The 15,205-nt window shown below is 33.2% G+C and carries 15 protein-coding genes; 10 read left to right on the top strand and 5 right to left on the bottom strand.

All coding sequences use genetic code 11. The features are described 5' to 3' along the window. The first annotated feature begins 32 nt into the window (after positions 1-32). On the top strand, positions 33-1,400 hold the full coding sequence (locus CS873_RS00720; protein WP_099973981.1) for a flavocytochrome c: 1,368 nt from the start codon (positions 33-35) through the stop codon (positions 1,398-1,400). 14 nt (positions 1,401-1,414) lie between these two features. On the opposite strand, the gene CS873_RS00715 is transcribed toward CS873_RS00720, so the two are convergent. Both CS873_RS00715 and CS873_RS00710 read right to left on the bottom strand, forming a co-directional pair. Then, positions 1,415-2,119, bottom strand: a complete 705-nt coding sequence (locus CS873_RS00715; RefSeq protein ID WP_099973980.1) for an NAD-dependent protein deacylase — start codon at positions 2,117-2,119, stop codon at positions 1,415-1,417. Between the two features lie 15 nt (positions 2,120-2,134). Beyond that, positions 2,135-3,046 (bottom strand): aldo/keto reductase, encoded by a 912-nt coding sequence (locus tag CS873_RS00710; RefSeq protein ID WP_099973979.1) that lies wholly within the window; start codon positions 3,044-3,046, stop codon positions 2,135-2,137. 119 nt (positions 3,047-3,165) lie between these two features. Here CS873_RS00710 and CS873_RS00705 point away from each other — a divergent pair, with 119 nt between their 5' ends. Beyond that, positions 3,166-3,519, top strand: coding sequence for a DUF1516 family protein (locus tag CS873_RS00705; RefSeq protein ID WP_099973978.1), 354 nt, complete (start codon positions 3,166-3,168; stop codon positions 3,517-3,519). A gap of 26 nt (positions 3,520-3,545) precedes the next feature. Here the strand turns inward: CS873_RS00705 and CS873_RS00700 are convergent, their stop codons facing one another. Both CS873_RS00700 and CS873_RS00695 read right to left on the bottom strand, forming a co-directional pair. After that, positions 3,546-4,013 (bottom strand): effector binding domain-containing protein, encoded by a 468-nt coding sequence (locus CS873_RS00700; RefSeq protein ID WP_099973977.1) that lies wholly within the window; start codon positions 4,011-4,013, stop codon positions 3,546-3,548. A gap of 86 nt (positions 4,014-4,099) precedes the next feature. Beyond that, positions 4,100-4,552 carry a Fur family transcriptional regulator gene (locus CS873_RS00695; protein ID WP_281252425.1) on the bottom strand — a complete coding sequence of 151 codons (453 nt, stop codon included), beginning with the start codon at positions 4,550-4,552 and terminating at the stop codon, positions 4,100-4,102. Positions 4,553-4,682: 130 nt separating this feature from the next. Here CS873_RS00695 and CS873_RS00690 point away from each other — a divergent pair, with 130 nt between their 5' ends. The 5 genes from CS873_RS00690 (at position 4,683) to CS873_RS00670 (ending at position 9,785) form a co-directional block, all read left to right on the top strand. Further along, complete coding sequence (locus CS873_RS00690) at positions 4,683-5,360, top strand: VIT1/CCC1 transporter family protein (protein ID WP_099973976.1); 678 nt, start codon at positions 4,683-4,685, stop codon at positions 5,358-5,360. A 12-nt stretch (positions 5,361-5,372) separates the two neighbouring features. Continuing rightward, positions 5,373-6,053, top strand: a complete 681-nt coding sequence (locus CS873_RS00685) for a VIT1/CCC1 transporter family protein (RefSeq protein WP_245823063.1) — start codon at positions 5,373-5,375, stop codon at positions 6,051-6,053. Between the two features lie 89 nt (positions 6,054-6,142). After that, complete coding sequence (locus CS873_RS00680; protein ID WP_169922426.1) at positions 6,143-7,114, top strand: alpha/beta hydrolase; 972 nt, start codon at positions 6,143-6,145, stop codon at positions 7,112-7,114. A 358-nt stretch (positions 7,115-7,472) separates the two neighbouring features. Continuing rightward, entirely contained in the window at positions 7,473-8,399 is a 927-nt protein-coding gene (locus CS873_RS00675; RefSeq protein ID WP_099973974.1) for a hypothetical protein, read from the top strand. A gap of 240 nt (positions 8,400-8,639) precedes the next feature. Then, positions 8,640-9,785 (top strand): alpha/beta hydrolase, encoded by a 1,146-nt coding sequence (locus CS873_RS00670; RefSeq protein ID WP_099973973.1) that lies wholly within the window; start codon positions 8,640-8,642, stop codon positions 9,783-9,785. A 344-nt stretch (positions 9,786-10,129) separates the two neighbouring features. On the opposite strand, the gene CS873_RS00665 is transcribed toward CS873_RS00670, so the two are convergent. Then, entirely contained in the window at positions 10,130-11,080 is a 951-nt protein-coding gene (locus CS873_RS00665) for a Dyp-type peroxidase (protein WP_099973972.1), read from the bottom strand. A gap of 502 nt (positions 11,081-11,582) precedes the next feature. Between CS873_RS00665 and CS873_RS00660 the strand changes: the two genes are divergently transcribed. From CS873_RS00660 to CS873_RS00650, 3 genes are all read left to right on the top strand, one after another. Next, on the top strand, positions 11,583-12,572 hold the full coding sequence (locus tag CS873_RS00660; protein ID WP_099973971.1) for a bile salt hydrolase: 990 nt from the start codon (positions 11,583-11,585) through the stop codon (positions 12,570-12,572). A 238-nt stretch (positions 12,573-12,810) separates the two neighbouring features. Then, positions 12,811-13,653, top strand: coding sequence for a DUF4357 domain-containing protein (locus CS873_RS00655; protein ID WP_099973970.1), 843 nt, complete (start codon positions 12,811-12,813; stop codon positions 13,651-13,653). Between the two features lie 757 nt (positions 13,654-14,410). Then, the gene (locus CS873_RS00650; protein WP_099973969.1) at positions 14,411-15,139 is read left to right on the top strand and encodes a GntR family transcriptional regulator; all 729 of its coding nucleotides are present in this window, start codon (positions 14,411-14,413) and stop codon (positions 15,137-15,139) included. Positions 15,140-15,205: the final 66 nt, after the last annotated feature.

Raw genomic sequence — 15,205 nt, 5'->3', positions numbered from 1 at the left:
TAAATACTTACATAAAAAGGCAGGATAAATTTATGGCTGATAAGTTCGAAGTTTCATCAAAAGATACTATAAAAGATCAATATGATTTGATTATTATCGGATCAGGTGGAGCAGGTCTTGTGACAGCAGTCCAAGCTTATGAATTAGGTTTGTCACCAGTTATTTTGGAAAAAATGGAACGTATCGGTGGTAACACTGGTCGTGCCTCAACAGGTATGAACGCTGCCGAGTCGTTAGTTCAAGTGAAGAATAAAATTATCGATACTTACAGTGATTTTTATGAAGAAACATTTGTGGGTGGTGGCAAGAAAAACAATCCAGCTATGCTTAAGTTTTTCTCTGAACACGCGGCACTTGGGGTAGATTGGTTGAAAGAACATGATGTTATTTTGACTGATTTAACAACCACAGGAGGTATGAGTGTTCCCCGAGCACATCGTCCAGGTTCGACAGCTCCAATTGGTGCTTACTTGATCAAGGGATTGCTAGAGAAAATATCTGAATATCAAATTCCGGTATTCAATAATATGGCTGTAGAAAATATTGAGAAGATTGATAATCAATATACTGTTGAGACAGCTGATACTAAAATAAATGCACCTGCAATAGTACTAACATCAGGTGGTTTTGGTGCTAATGTTGAGCTGATTTCAAAAGTTAGACCTGATTTGAAAGAATATAAAACGACGAATCAACCAGGAACTATGGGGGATGGCTTAAAATTGGCTGAAAATTTGAATGCTGAAATTATAAATTTATCAGATATTCAAGTACATCCAACCGTCCAACAAGATACAGACCACACCTATTTGATAGGTGAAACTGTCAGAGGTGAAGGCGCAATTCTAGTAAATAAATCTGGAAAAAGATTTGTTAATGAATTAGATACTCGTAAAGAAGTCACACGAGCAATAGATGAACTACAAGAAAATGGTGCCTACCTAGTATTAGATCAAACAGTATTTGATCGAGTGCAGGCACTAGGTTTTTACCAAAGTATCGGATTAGTTACTTCAGCTGATTCAATCGAAGAATTGGCTCACGAAATAGATGTAGATAGTGATAATTTGGAAAAAACTATTGATAAATGGAATAGAGCTATTCAAGCCAAAAAAGATAGTGAATTTCACAGAACAACTGGTATGCAACATGAAATCAAGAAACCAAAATTTTATGCAATTCATATAGCTCCCGCTGTCCACTATACAATGGGTGGCGTAAAAATAAATGAGTTAACACAAGTTATTGATAAGGAAGACAATGTTATTCCAGGATTCTTTGCTGCTGGAGAAGTTACCGGTGGTTTGCATGGTAATAATCGTATTGGCGGGAATTCAATAGCTGAAACTGTGGTCTTTGGTCGACAAGCAGCACAACAAGTACATAAATATTTGAAATAAAAAAAGCCTACTAACTAGTAGGCTTTTTTTATTTCTTTGAATACGTCAACAATATCACCTTGAATAAAGTGAATACTATTATTTAAATTTTGAGGAAGTTCATTATTAATTATTACGACGGGTGTGCTGGCTTTTTTGTACTGAATTAATCCAGCAAATGGATAAACTTTCAAACTTGTACCAGCGACAATTATCAAATCAGCACTGGATATTTCACTGACAGAATTTTCAATATTGCAAGGTTCAATACCTTCACCGTAGAGTGTGAAATTAGGACGATATAATCCTCCATCTTCTTCATGAGTAAGATGTTTTTTATAAAAATCTATCGAAACATGCTTCCCACATACACTACAATAGGCAAACTGAATATTTTTGTGAAATTCAATTACATGATTGTTACCAGCTAATTTATCCAAGCCATCTATGTTTTGAGTAATTAAAAATCCTTTTCTGTTAGAAAGATCAGCAATCACTTGATGAACAATATTGGGTTTGGCATCTGGAAAATACATATTGCGTAAAACAAAATCTCGTAAAATTTCGGGATGATTGTGTAAGTTATCTACCGAAAGGATTTCTTCGTTTTGCATATTATTGTATATACCAGTTTTACTACGATAATCAGGTATTCCTGAATGTGTCGAAACTCCAGCACCAGTCAAAAAGACTAAGTTGTTAGCAGATTTAATTAAGGATATTAATTCAGATACTTCCATCAGTTATCACTTCTTTTATTTGAATAGTTGATCAATAAAATCATAATCTTCTGAAGATAATTGTAAATCCATAGCCTTAACATTACTAATAACTTGATCGGAGTTTCTAGCGCCTGGTATTACTACACCGATATCTGGATTAGCAATATACCAAGCCAAGATAACTTGAGCAAGAGTAGCATCATACTTGTTTGCCAAAGGTTTAATTTTTTCTAGTGAATCAATAATTTTAGAAAACTCAGACTCGCTGAAGTTTTTAAATTTATTGGCATCATTCTTTGTATATTTTCCCGTCAATAGACCTGAAGCTAGTGGGAAGTAAGGTACGAAGGAAATTTTGTTTTCTCTTAGATATGGGAAGACAGTTTTTTCAAAATCACGATGTACCAAACTATAGTTATCTTCAACGATGTCTACATCACCATTTTTATTAGCTTCTTTGATTTGCTCAGGTGAGAAGTTTGAAATACCAATAGCACGAATTTTTCCGGCTTTCTTGGCTTCAACTAAAGCATTGACAGCTTCATCTTTGGGAGTATTTTCGTCAGGGAAATGAATATAAAAAATATCAATATAGTCTGTCTTTAAGCGTTTTAAAGCTTCATCTATAGACTTTGTTAAAAATTCTGGTGAGTTGTTTAACTCCAAATTATTATCAGGATCTTGGGCAGCTTTTGTAGCAATAATTATTTTAGAGCGATCGTAATCTTGTATTACGTCTCCGATGATTTCTTCAGAACGACCTAAACCGTACATATAAGCAGTGTCCAGAAGAGTAATGCCGTTATCAAGAGCAGTTTTTACTAATGCAGCACCATCTTCATCTTTTAAATTTTCAAAAAGATTATGTCCACCAACTTTGTTTGTTCCTAGACCAAATTTTTTTGAAGTAATATCACTTTTACCAATTTTTATTTCTTCAACCATGTTTTTTGTCGCCTCCGTAAAATTAATAAAGCCATTGTAGCATTTATTTATAAATATAGAATTAATTTTGTATCAGTAGTATTGTTAAAGTATCAATAATTATAAAAAGGGGATTTATCATGGCTTGGTTATGGACTCACTTGATTACTTGGGTTGTTATTGCTGTTTTGGTAGCAATTGTACTGCTAGGTAATTCAAAATATGATCGAATTTATCAAATGATTGTTAGACTAGGATATTTGGTATCAATTATCTCAGGATTAATGTTATTTGAATATGGTTGGCACCGAGATCCAATATTTACAACGTTAAAAATTGTTGTTGCTTTAGCATTTATTGCGTTAGTTGAGATTGGGTTTGCACGAAAGAAGAATGGTCAATTAAGCAATTCTACCATCTATACTGTATTTGCGTTCTGTATAGTTGTAGGAGTTTTAGGATTTATCCTAGCTGGCGGACGACCATTTGTATAAAAAAAGACTTCCGTTTGGAAGTCTTTTTATTTGTTTGTAATTGGAATTAAAACTTTAAATTCTTTGTCATGGTTTTCAACTAGACAATCGATAATTTCGATATTGAAATTACCATTGATGTTGTAGTCGTTAGATGACATTATTTCAGCGTATGCACCACCGATGAATTGATCCAGTTCCAAACGTGATTTTTTATCAGTTGTGAATTCAGCGTAATCACCAGCAGGAATTTCAAATGAAGATAAATCAGCGATTTCTGTTTCAGTACGTACGCCTACTAGATAGTTAGGCTTATCAGTATTGAAATTGATACCATAAAATTTGTTTTCGCAAGAATCAACTTTATAGTCTTCTTTTGAATCTGCTAATTTTTTAATATATTCATCTTTTACTTCACTAACAGCAGGTAATTCATCAGGGTTTGTGGCAGCTGGAAGAACAGTTGCTAATCCTGAAATTAGTTTTCTATGTAAAGTTTTTATTTCAAATGACATAATAATTTCTCCTAAATTTTTCTGTAACAAAAGTATACATCTATTGTTAATTAAGGTGAAACAAAACAAATGATATTTTTAACAAATTAAACTAATTTTTGACAGTCTGCACAAATACCTGTTACTTCAATTTGGGTATTAGAAATTTGAAAACCGGTTTCTTCCTTTACCTTATCTTCTATCCTCTTCTGATCTTTGCCAAAACCGTCATAGTTTACATCGAAAATTTTTCCGCAGTTGCTACATACGGCATGAAGATGAGGCACTCCAAAATAATCATAGTGAGTGAAACCATCACCATTTTGAATTTCTATGACGACGTGGTGTTCCACCAGTGTGTTCAAAGTATTATATATAGTAGAGGAACCAATATTAGGCATCTCTTTTTTTAGTCCTTCATGAATCATATCTACAGTAGGGTGATTATTCTGAGATGCTAAATAAGCCAGTATAGTATGTCTTTGAGGAGTTACACGTAAGTGATTTTTTTTCAATACTTCTAAGGTATCTTCAGAAATTTTTTGGTCAATCATTTTCATTCCTCCGTGAAATGGATTAATTACATTTTACATTTTTTTATTGTGTGATAATATTGAAATAGTAAATAAGAATCATTCTTATATAGGTCTGGTTATATTATACATTATTTCTTGAAAAAGGTGAATTCTCATGAAAAAACAAAGTTTAGCTGAGAGGATTAACGTCATTCGGGCAATCGTTATGGGTGCCAATGATGGAATTATCTCAATTGCTGGTATTGTTATTGGTGTGGCAGGTGCTAAGGCTGACAACTCAGCTATTTTTTTGGCGGGTATTGCCGGTATGTTGGCCGGAACAATTTCTATGGCTATGGGTGAATGGGTCTCTGTTTCTACTCAATCAGATAGTGAGAAACAGGCTATAATTACCGAAACAAAAGCCTTAGATACAAATTTTCAAAAAGAGTTTGATTTTATAAAAGAAAAATACATGGATACAGGTATTTCTGAAGAACTTTCAGCTAAAGCTACTAAAGAAATGTTGGAACAAGATAGGGTTAATAATGCAGTTCGTGAGAGATATGGTTTCAATCCTAAATTCAAAACAAGTGCTATTGCTGCGGCAGTGGCTTCGATGATTGCTTTTCCTACGGGATCATTGTTACCTCTATTGTCTATAATCTTTTTTCCTCAAAATATTCGTATTGCTGCAACAGTTGGAGCGGTCATGGTTGCTTTGATTATTACGGGATATTCTGCAGCTGTTTTAGGTGATGCAAATCGTACAAAATCTGTTATTAGAAATGTTATCTCAGGAATGTTAACCATGGCGGTTACATATCTTGTTGGTTCATTGATCGCGATGTAAGGAGGGTAAATCATGAAAAAAAGTAAGAGAACTATGGCAGAGAGATCTAATACCCTTCGTGCAGCAGTACTGGGTTCAAATGATGGAATATTGACTGTTGTTGGGGTGCTATTTTCAGTTGCTGTAGCCACAACTAACACATTTGTTATCTTTGTTGCGGGAATTTCTGATTTATTTGCCTGTGCGTTTTCAATGGCATCAGGTGAATTTGCTTCAGTAAGTTCTCAAAAAGATACTGAAAAAAGTGCGGTAGAAAAAGAACGTGAACTTTTAAAGACTAATTATGATGATCAAGTAGCTACAGTAGCTTCCTTCTATCAAGAAAGAGGAGTAACTCCTGAGACATCAAAAGAAATTGCGGATGAATTGATGAGCAAAGATCCGCTTAAAACAATTGTTAGAGTGAAGTATGATCTAGAACTAGGTCACTACATGTCACCATGGGATGCAGCTTTTTCTTCATTAATTGCAGCATCATTAGGTGGACTATTCCCACTAGTTGCTATGACTGTTCTACCTACTAATTGGCAATGGCCAGGAACAATCATAGCAGTTATTCTATCTGTTGGTTTAACAGGATATTTGAGTGCAAAGCTAGGAGATGGGTTGGTAAAAACTGCGATCGTGAGAAATGTTATCGTAGGTATCATCACTATGATTATTCACTATTCTGTAGGTATTTTGTTGAAATAGTTAAGATTAAGTAATAAAAAATCGCAGCGATTGCGATTTTTTTTGTTATTAAATATAATTGTAGATAATAATAAATGCGGGTGAAATTTATGAAAAAATCAAAAGTAATCTTAAGTGCTGTTATTCTCGGTTTAACAATAACTAGCCAAACTAATACTTTGGTAGCTCTTGCTGATGAAACATCAGATGTAACTACCTCAGAGGCTGTCACTGCAGATACTCAAGATACAACTAAAGCTGTAACTACCGATAATACAGAAACAGCAACCACTACAAATGAGCAAAATTCTACAAAACAAAAAACTAATCCAGATTCTAACTATACAGATTTGATTGATGAAAATGTGGGACTACGTGATACTTATGAAGCACCACGTGCGCTGGTATTAGTTCCGGGATTAGGTGGCACTGTAGATACTTATGATTATATGGCACAAAATATTTTGACACATACAACTATGAATCTAGTTCACGTTTATGTTCAAAATGACGGAACAGTTAGATATACAAAACCATTGAATATGAATACTGATCAAACAAAGACAATATTCATGATGGGATTTGAAAACAATGGGGATGCTTTAGACAACCTAAAAATCCAAACAAATCTATTCAATAAGGGTATGAAATCAATTACTGAAAACTATGGTATTACAGATTTCGATGCAGTAGGATACTCAAACGGTGGTATTGTTTTAACAAGATATTTGGAAAATGATTATCAAGATAATACTAATGTTATTCACAATTTTGTAAGTATTGCGACACCATATAATAATCGTGATAATACAACCACACCATCAAGTGCCTACTATGAAGATATGACATCAAAAAGTAGTTCCTTACCATACGATATGAACGTTACAAATATCATCGGTTTACTAACACCGACTTCAGATGGTTACATTCCACGTACAAGTGCAGAATCCGGAAAAGGTATCTTTGAAGGACACGTAGAATCATTTGAACAAGTATATGTTGAAGGTCAAAAAGCATCACATGGTAAAAATGTAAATAATCCAGAAACTTGGGATATTATCGAAAATATTGTAAGAAAATAAGGACGTCGAAAGACGTCTTTTTTTGTTACTTCTAGAACTATGGTATATACCAAAAACGAATAAAACCAAAAATTAGTTATCAAATGATCTAAAAAAAGTTTTATTTAAATATAACTAGTTTGGTAATTGTTCAAAATATTTTTAAATAAAATTAATTTTTGATTTATTTTCACAAACTTAGAAAACGGTTACCATTAGATGCTAGTATATATTCATGGAGTTAATGTGAAATAAAAAGTCTGGTTGTTAATTGATTGTACTGGGGAGTATAGTTATTATTGATTAGTTCAATATTTAACAATAAAACAGATGGATTATAATACGCTTCATACAACGTATTGGGAAAAGGGGTTTAAATATGAGTAGAAAAAGTATTTTTTATTCAGTCAGTGCCAGCGCTTTATTGTTAGTAGCTGGTATTACATTTACAGATATTGCAAAGGCAGATACTGTTAATGATCAAGCAACTTCAGAACAAGTTACCGCCGGTGATCAACCAGTTGTAGACAGTTCTTCTACTAGTGGACAAGATGTTGTCGCTACTGACGAATCAGTTGATACAACATCATCAGAAGATAGCAGTTCTATCTCTGATTTTGCCGATGGTGTGAAGGATCAAGTAGTTGATGACGCCACTCAAAAAGTGGAAGCCATTCCTGGTGACTTTGTTGGAAACAAAGTTGTAGCTCCAATAGTTAGTGGAGCATTATCAGCCGTACACCCTGTGTCTAATGTATATGCAGGAGTTGCCGGTGGTCTTGTACCATCAAGTAATGCAGCAGGAAGACTTGTTGCAGATACACAGACTATAGTTAGTGATATTAAAAACACATCACTAATTACAAAATTAGGATTTACAGCATTAGAATCAGCTATTCCACCACTTGGAGTTATTTCAAAAATTGGTGGTCTAAGTATCTGGTCATCAGTAGCTGCCAATGGGTACGGTTTGCTTACTGGTAAAAATGACTTAATTCCTGATTATGTAGGGTCTAAAGTTTCAGAATCAGTAACAGATTCAATATTTGGCGATGATACAGAAGTCGCAAAAGCAGCTACTACTAAAGACACTTCTATCTACACAGATAAAGCCGTATCAGGAATTGTTTCTGTTGTAAACTCAACAGAAATTTATGATGGAGCTCAAGAAGCAACTGGCAAAACAGTTGCTAAAGATTCAGCGTGGAAAGTATCAGATCTACGTGTTTTCAACACATCAGGTCAAGCTTACTACGAAATTGGTGAAAACCAATTTGTACCAGCGCAAAATGTTGTTTTCTCATAAGATTTCAAAATCATACCTCCCTTGTATAGATGCAAAATATTAATAAAACAACGTGTATATAATATATAAATAAAAAACCTCCTACTAGAGAATGGGCTAGTAGGAGGTTTTTTATTACATGAAAATTTACAGAATAAGAGAACATATTAAAAAATGTGAAAAAAATCACGAATACTATTGATTGTGTTTTTTCTTTTTAATAAAATTTATTTTGTACTACAGATATTAGGGAGGAAAAGTATGAAAAGAGTATTGAGAAGTTTACTTATCGCAACAATGATTGGAGCGTCAGTCGTAGGAGTTAATCCATTAATAACTCATGCTGACACCGTTTCAAATATAGAAGCACAAGGGAATTACGAGAAAGCCATTGGGGACAATTTATCTGATTACCTTAAGTCAGATAAAAAAGTGCAGAATATCAATGGAAACAGCAAGCGACCATTGAAAGAGATTGAAAAAATCATTTTAGCTGAAGCTGTTTATAGATTTGCATTTGATAACAGAGTTCCATGGCCACAAAATCCGATTCAATCAGATGGACCATATATGAAAGAATTCCAAGAAGCTAGTGATTGGTTTGTAAATTCACCAAAAGAACAATGGACAATGCCATTTACAGACCGTGACGGCGAAACAAAGAATTTAAATGCTTACTATATCAAGAATCCAGCAAATACAAACAAGACCGTAATAATTGCTCATGGTTATCGTATGAACGCTCTACAAATGGGTGGTTGGGCAAAAATATACTATGATATGGGATATAACATATTAGCACCTGACGCTAGAGCACACGGAGCAAGTGACGGTAATGCAATATCATATGGTTGGAAAGAAAAGAACGACTATAAGAACTGGGCAGACAAAATTGTAGAAAACGACCCTACTTCTGAAATTGTTATCACTGGTGTCTCAATGGGTGGTGCTACAACGATGATGTCTAGTGGTGTTCAAGATATGCCATCAAATGTCAAAGCTTACATAGAAGATTGCGGTTATACAAGTGTATACGATCAATTTGAGTTCTTAATTCCAACAGCACAATACGTTATTGAACAACAAACTGGTCTTAAAATAAGTGATTCAGATATGCAAGATATTTTGAAATATGTTGATGGTTACTTAAAGAGCAACCAAGGCTTCACTCTAGAACAAGCAAGTTCTGTCAACCAATTGAAGAATGTTGATAAACCAATGTTGTTTATCCATGGTGGTAATGATAACTTTGTACCTACAAACATGGTATATACTAACTACGATGCTAAACTAGGTGATAACAAAGATATCTGGGTAGTTCCTAATACAGGCCATGGAATGTCGATTATTCAAGACTTACCTGGCTATCAAGAACATGTAAAAGAATTTATAAATAATAATATTTAATTTAATAAATTACTTTACCTTTTAAAAGGGCTTCCAATAATTATTAACATTTGTCTACATAATAAATGGAATATTGTCGGTAGCGATGATGAAATAAACAATTTATACAAAGTAATGTCAGGTGATCTAGAAACTGACGAGTAATTAAAAAAGGGCTGCATATGCAGTTCTTTTTATTTTCCAAAAAAATAAGCCCATACATAGGCTTATTAATATATATCGTTCATCTTATCTAGTCCCGCTACTTCTGATTTATCTTTTACTGTTAGTTCTCTTTTTGCAGGTTTGAATATTGCTTTTAGCCAATTAAAGAATTTCATAATGTTTTCTCCTTAATTCATGTTCTAAATATAGTATTCACCATCTATTATTTTATCGAGTGTGTCTTTGGAAGGAATGAAGAATAGACTTCCAGTTACTGGTGTAGAGAAATCTAGTAGGCGGTCACTTTCAGTGAACATCTTAGTTAACATACGGTTAGTGATTGTAAATGTTTTTGAGTAACCTATAAAGTATGTTCCTGTGATATTTTGTGCAGGATCTGAGAACGGTACATTCATTCTTACTATCTTGTTTTCTACACCATCAACTTCATCTTTTGAAACAATGTTGTGAGCATTAGGCAACTTCTCATCATCTTCAAGCTCACGGTCATTAAACTTGTGACGTCCAACAGCTTTTTCTTGATCTTCGGTTTTGAGACCGTTCCAATCAGTCATTTTATGGATGTATTTTTGAGCAAAAGCATATGAACCATTTACAAATTCAGCATCTTCATCTGAATCTATTAGAGTGTAGTCCATTGATTCTACTCCAGCGGGATTTTCTGTACCATCAATAAATCCGATAATTGAACGACCTTCAAAATATCTAAAACCGTGAGTTTCGTCTTCAACTGTTGTGATAGGTCTTAGAATCCCCATGAATTGTTCAATCAATTCATAACAAATAGACATTTGTTGAGCACGTACGTGTATAAAAATATCTCCGGGGGTTGAGATAGCAGTATACTTTGGGCCCTTTATTTCTTGGAAATTATCTAATTCTTTGGGCTTTGGGGCATTGGGAAAGAGATAATCCCATGCGTCTGAACCAAATCCCAAGGCAACACTAATAGGTTGTGGATCTTGGCGGATACGCATACTATTGATAATTGAATTAGACAAATCTGAGAATTCTTGTATAACTTCTTGATCATGTTTGAGATCATCTTTTTTTAACATCAAAGTTGTAAAAATAATGCTCTCTCCTGCGTCCTTATAAACATCTTGAGATTTTTTAATATCGATTGCCATAGCATCGTCTCCTCCGTATTCCTTGTTACAAACTGAGCATAACATATAATAATTAAGTAATAAATTTATACGATTTATGATTTTGAATTTTCTGAAAATAAAAATATAATTTTGATTCCAACAAATAAATAATTAAATAAAACTGAGCGTGAACATCTGTACAACAATGTTTGTGAGAATAAATTTGTCATTTTGTCGACGTATTATTATTTTTATAGAAAAATTCAGTGCTTAGTTTGGTTCTATTCCCAATTTTATTGGTTTCATTCCAAAAAGCAACAGGTGTTGTAGTAGAAGATGATACCGACACAATTTTTAACAGTTTTGAAAATGGAAATTACTCATTTATTATAAGAAAACTCACTCAAATAAAGAGTGAGTTTTTTATTTAATTATTAAGTTAAAATCTGGAAATTATATAATCTGTGATTGTTGATTTTATCAATAATAGGAATATAATATTGGTTAAAATAAATAATTTTTTAAATTAAGGGGTAGAAACATGTGCACAAGTCTTAGTTATGAAGCTTTAGATGGTACAAAATTTTTGGCAAGAACAATGGATTTTGCTTTCGAATTAAATGGCAAACCAACATTCTTACCTCGCGGATATAATTGGCTTTCTTCATTAGATAATAAAACTTATAATTCAAGTTATGCAATTCTAGGTACAGGTGCTAAGTATGGTCATAATTACATGGTCGCTGATGGATTCAACGAACATGGTTTGGCATGTGCTGAATTATACTTTGACCACGAAGCAGTCTATGAAGCAGCTCCTGAAGAAGGAAAGATTAATTTAGTATCTGAAGAATTTATTTTGTGGGTATTGGGTCACAACAAATCAATTGCAGAACTTCGCAAAAATCTAGAAGACGTTCGTATTATTGACTCAGATGCTGGGGTAATGGGTGCTAATCAGCCACTTCACTGGATTGTCACTGACCGTTCGGGTGCTACATATGTTATTGAACCACGTGGTCAAGGTCTAGAACTGGAAGAAGATAAAGTTGGTGTTATGACAAATACACCTGATTATCAATGGCACAAGACTAATCTTTCAAATTATCTAGGTGTTCAAACAACTAATTTCCAAGGTATGAGATTTGGCAATCAAGAAGTTGAAAAATTAGGTCAAAATGGTACTTTCCGACTACCAGGTGGATTTACTGCAGTCGATCGATTTGTTCGTGAATCATTTGTTCATGAAGTGGTTCAAAAACCTAACACAGCAAGCGAAGCAGTCAACACTATCATGCACATGTTTGATACTGTTCGCATTCCAAAGGGTGTCAACGTGAAGGACAATAATACAATTAGTTATACTCAATACGAAGCAGTACTTGATATCACTAATTGTGTAATGTATTACACTCCATATTCTAATCGTACAGTTTATAAAATTGAATTAACTCCAGAAATGATCAATTCAGGAATTGAACCAAAAGAATTTTCTGTAGACTTCGAACAACAAGTTAAGTCTTTAAATTAAAAAAAGAATTCCAGAGTATTAAATTCTGAAATTCTTTTTTTATTTGCAAAAATAAAAGTTAAAAAGGGAAAAAAACAATCATATTAATTAAAGAAAAAAACAATCTAAATAAAAATATCCATTTTACATAAAACTATATCGTATATTTTGTTTATTCTTAAAATTTATATTGTTCTACATATAATAATTTTGTATAATTTGTTAGATTAGACAAATAATTTACTTAATATATGGGGCGGTGGAAATTATAAAACCTTTTGCAATTAACACATCATTTCCAATGGGTGATCCTACTGGATTTAGATTTTCAGAAATTATGACAAGACCGATTCAAGCTTTTTACATTTCAAGAAACAATTTGAAAGAAGTTATTGAATCAAGAACTGAGCTATCAAGAAGCGGTGTATTCGTACTTGTTGACAACTTTAGTAGCAACTTAACTAGAAGAAACGTTTATCTAGGTCAGTCAGAAAACGTTGGTGAAAGTATTCTAGATCACAATACTCAAGGTGAAGACTGGTGGGATATTGTGATTGCTTTCGTAGTTAATGATAAATCACATCAACTAACAAAAGAAGAAGATATCTATCTTCAAAGATATATGTACAAACAAGCTAAAAACGTTGATATTGCAAATATCTTGAATACTGAACTTCCTAAGAAGCCATTCTTAACAGAATCAAGCAAGTATGCTCTTGCTGATATTTTTGAAAATATCGACATGTTGCTACAAAGCTTTGGTTACTCATTGTTCACAGATTACATGCCAGAAGATGAAGAAAGTTCATACCTACGTTTCAACGAACGTGGAAGTGAAGCTTTTGGTAAGTACACTAGTGAAGGTATGGTAGTCAAAAGAGGTTCAAGAATTTCATCTGAAAAACCTCTAGACAACTTCAACGGTTTACTATTGAAGAACTTGATGAACGATGGAGTTATCAAAGAAGATATCTTCGATACAGATTTCGTATTTTCAAATCCTTCAGTTGCTGCTAATATTTTAGCAAAATCTGATGTAAATGGTTGGCTAACATGGCAAAACAGTCGTGGTCAATCACTAGATGAAATTACACATAACTAAATTTTTATAGGGATAAACTGCTGTCCATTCAAGAGGGATAAATTATGTATCTACTCCCTTGTGGATATAAATGCGGGGGAGTAGATACATAATTTCTAACTATACCGTTTGGTTTACCAAACGATATTTGCTAGATGATGTTAAAATTCTTGTTTCAAACTACGATTTTTGACTATGAATAGTTGATAATATTGCTAACTTGATTTATAGAGATTGTTACAGCAATTGTTGATTAGATTGGCGTTCTTACTAATGTTGATTTCCGATCACTCCATTGCATTTGGCCATCCCTCTAACGGTCAATTTATTGCATAATAAAGTAGTTTAAAATCAATTCTTTTCATAGAATGTTATAACCTAATTAACAATAGATGAACAACTCATAAGATTGAGTTATTGATTTTGAAGCTATTTTACGATTAAATCGAAATTCAATTAATAATTATTTCGATGAGAAATTCTAATATTTTACTAGAGCTGTCTAGTAACTCTCGCTTTGACTGTGAAATTGTGATGTGAGTCCTGTGGATCAGATTGAGGTATTTTGAGTTATTAATTTGCAATATTGGAATAACAGATGATTTCATTGAATGTTTGTTGATTGATGAATATGTGAGAAATAAGTAGAAAGTCGCTCGTAAGAGTGGCTTTTTTTATTTACCCAAATTTCTGTTTTGCAATCTCAATCAAAATTGGTCTATAATGTGCCTATAGAAAACATTACCAAAAAATAATTGGATAGGTCCAGGTGAAGTTTATGGCAGATTTAATTTACCAAAAAATTAGCTCCTCACTTAGAGAAAAGATAGATAATAATGAATTTAAAGAAATGCGTCTACCTGATGAACGTTCTTTAGCTGAAGAATACGGTGTAAGTCGTTCTTCAATAAAAAGAGCCCTATTATCCATGTCTGAACAAGGGATTATATTTAAAAAACGTGGGTCGGGTACTTTTGTAAATCCTTTGTATTCCAAAGAAGAAACATACTTCAACTATTCTGGGAATAATTTGGGTATCTCAGACAGTTTTAAAAATGAAGGACAAAAATTAGGAATCAAGGTTCTACGATTTGATGTTGTGAGATCTAATGAAGAGATGCAACACAATTTATTTTTAAAACCTGGAGAATTTGTATACTCCTTTGAGAGACTACGTTTCTTGGATGACCAACCCTTTATGATTGAAGCAGGATATATTCCTATAAAATTAGTTCCAGAGTTAACAGAAGAAATTGCTTCCGAATCGATTTATAATTATATTGAGAAGGAGTTGGGTAAAGAGGTCAATAAAAGTTATTTAACAATCTCTGTAGAACCTAGCAACGAAGAAAGTCAAAAACTTCTCAATCTCAGTGCCAACGAACCAACGGGTTTGATGTCTGGAATTTTCTTTTTAGATGATGGAACACCATTTGAATACACATCCATGAAAACTCATTACAAATATTTTAAGTATAATTCCTTTGTAGATATGGGAAATGGATAACGTTTTCATATTTTGGACCGTTCCAATTATATAAATGGTTGACTTTTACAGAAATTCTGGTTATTA

The organism is Companilactobacillus metriopterae (assembly GCF_002762335.1).
Lineage (GTDB): Bacteria > Bacillota > Bacilli > Lactobacillales > Lactobacillaceae > Companilactobacillus > Companilactobacillus metriopterae.
The sequence above is the reverse complement of the archived record's forward strand: the minus strand, read 5'-3'. Positions and strand labels throughout refer to the sequence as shown.